Source organism: Brevundimonas sp. (assembly GCF_032107865.1).
In the GTDB taxonomy this organism is placed as follows: domain Bacteria; phylum Pseudomonadota; class Alphaproteobacteria; order Caulobacterales; family Caulobacteraceae; genus Brevundimonas.
In genome coordinates, this window is the sequence record NZ_DAMCNG010000312.1 from 1 (window position 1) to 2234 (window position 2234).

Consider the following 2234-nt stretch of genomic DNA (forward strand, 5'->3'; position numbering starts at 1 on the left):
CGGCGCACTGGAAGGCGCGACCGTCCTGGGCGAAGGCCACGCGGCCCTCGATCGAGGCCTGGCCTGCGCGGGTCGACCAGGCGAAGTCGTCGGCGTTGAAGACGGCGGGCCCGACGACGCTGCCCCCCATCGGGGTCGTGGCGCAGGCGGAAAGAGCCAGACCGCCGATCACGAGGGCGGCCAGCCCCTTGAGGCGGGCGGGCGAGCGCGAGAAGGTGGTCATGAGGGCGGCTCCCGGTTTCAGTTCAGGCGTCGGCCCGGCATGACCTCGCAGGGCGGGGCGAGTCAAGGTTGCTCGCCGTCGCGCCCTGTTCCACAAGGGAACCGTAGACCGGACGAAAGAGGCCGGCCGTAAACAAAATCAGGGACTTCATGACCGTCACCATCGACGACATCCGCGAGGCGCAAAAACGCATCGCCGGTCAGGTCGACCGCACGCCCGTCCGCTACTCCCGCCGCCTGTCGCAACTGACCGGGGCGGAGATCTGGATCAAGTTCGACAATCTGCACTTCACCGGCAGCTTCAAAGAGCGCGGCGCCCTGAACCGGCTGCTGCAGCTGACGCCGGACGAGAAGAAACGCGGCGTCGTCGCCGCCTCGGCGGGCAACCACGCCCAGGCCCTGGCCTATCACGGCGGCCGTCTGGGCGTGCCCGTGACCATCGTCATGCCCGAGGGCACCCCCTTCGTGAAGGTGGACGGCACCCGCGCCCACGGCGCCAACGTCGTCATCCACGGTCTCGACTTCTCCGGCTCGACCGAGGAGGCCAAGCGGCTTCAGGTCGAGCACGGCTATGTTTTCGTCTCGGCCTTCGACGATGAAGGCATCGTCGCGGGGCAGGGCGTCTGCGGCCTGGAATTCCTGGAGGACGCGCCGGACCTGGACGCCCTCATCATCCCCATCGGCGGCGGCGGCCTGATCGCGGGCAGCGCCATCGCCGCCAAGGCGATGAAGCCGGGCATCAAGATCTTCGGCGTCGAAGCGGCGCGCTATCCGTCCTTCACGGCGCGGCGTCGCGGCGAACCGGCCAAGTGCAGCGGGCAGACGATCGCCGAGGGCATCGCCATCAAGGCCGTGGGCGAGATTCCCTTCGCCCTGGCCGACAGCCTGATCGACGAGGTCTTCGTCTGCGAAGAAGCTGATTTCGAAAAGGGCGTGGCCCTGCTAGCGACGCTGGAGAAGACGGTGGCCGAGGGCGCCGGCGCCGGCGGTCTGGCCGCCATCCTGGCCAATCCCGAACGCTTCAAGGGCATGAAGATCGGCGTCGAGTTGACCGGCGGCAATATCGACGCCCGGATGCTGGCCGTGGTGTTGAACCGCGAAATGGTCCGCGAGAAGCGGCTGATCGTTTATCGCATCCTGGGCGACGACCGCCCTGGGATGCTGTCGGCCATGGCCGCCGTCATCGGCGGACTGGGCGGCAACATCATCGACGTGGTGCACAACCGGCTGGCGCTGGACGTGCCCGCCAAGGGCGCCGAGTTCGACATCATGGTCGAGACCCGCGACGCCCGTCATGCCGAGGAAATCGGCGCCGCCTTGAAGGACCAGGGTTATGAACTTCGCATGGGCTAAGCGCCCCCTCGGCGCCGCCATGGCCGCGACCGTCCTTCTGGCCCTCGCCGCTTGCGGCCGTCCGGCTGCGGCGCCCGAAGACCTGGCGAAGAACGCGGCGGAATCCGCCGCCTTCATGAAGCAGAACGCCTTGGAAGAGGGCGTGCAGACCCTGCCGTCGGGCCTGCAGTACAAGGTCGTGGCCTCCGGCCCAGTGGGCGGCGTCCAGCCTGACCGCAACGATCTGGTCAAGGTCGACTATGAGGGCACGTTGACGGACGGCACGGTGTTCGACAGTTCGTTCAAGCGCGGCGCCCCGGCAGTCTTCTCGCCCGAGGGCGTGGTGCCCGGCTGGACCGAGGCCCTGCAACTGATGAAGCCCGGTGACGAGTGGATTCTCTTCCTGCCGCCCGAGCTGGGCTACGGCGAGATGGGCGGCCCGCCGATGATCCCCGGCAACGCCGTGCTGGTGTTCCGGCTGAAGCTGCTGGACGTGGCCCCCGTGCCCGGCGGCGGCCGCGGCGTGGGCCAGGCGACGGGCTGACCGCTTCCTTCTCCCTCAAGGGGAGAAGGACCATTCCTGTTTGACGTCTTCGTCCGTTTCTTGCGCCAATCGCCCGGCGCGTTCGGCCTCGAACCGCCCCGGCGCCAGACGTGACAGCGCCCAGACGGCCGCCCCG

The 2234-nt window shown here is 68.7% G+C and carries 2 protein-coding genes and 1 pseudogene; 2 read left to right on the top strand and 1 reads right to left on the bottom strand.

Annotated features, from left to right (window positions below; translation table 11 throughout):
* Positions 1 to 223: pseudogene (locus RT567_RS16050) on the bottom strand (hypothetical protein); the annotation flags it as partial.
* A 149-nt stretch (positions 224 to 372) separates the two neighbouring features.
* On the opposite strand from RT567_RS16050, the gene RT567_RS16055 reads away from it, so the two are divergent.
* Both RT567_RS16055 and RT567_RS16060 read left to right on the top strand, forming a co-directional pair.
* Positions 373 to 1575 carry a threonine ammonia-lyase gene (locus tag RT567_RS16055; RefSeq protein WP_313577213.1) on the top strand — a complete coding sequence of 401 codons (1203 nt, stop codon included), beginning with the start codon at positions 373 to 375 and terminating at the stop codon, positions 1573 to 1575.
* Positions 1556 to 2098 carry an FKBP-type peptidyl-prolyl cis-trans isomerase gene (locus RT567_RS16060; RefSeq protein ID WP_409516187.1) on the top strand — a complete coding sequence of 181 codons (543 nt, stop codon included), beginning with the start codon at positions 1556 to 1558 and terminating at the stop codon, positions 2096 to 2098. Before RT567_RS16055 ends, RT567_RS16060 begins: the two co-directional genes overlap by 20 nt.
* Positions 2099 to 2234 lie beyond the last annotated feature (136 nt).

Coding starts and splice junctions, on each gene's coding strand:
- RT567_RS16055 (WP_313577213.1), top strand. CDS start 373: ATGACCGTCACCATCGACGACATCCGCGAGGCGCAAAAACGCATCGCC.
- RT567_RS16060 (WP_409516187.1), top strand. CDS start 1,556: ATGAACTTCGCATGGGCTAAGCGCCCCCTCGGCGCCGCCATGGCCGCG.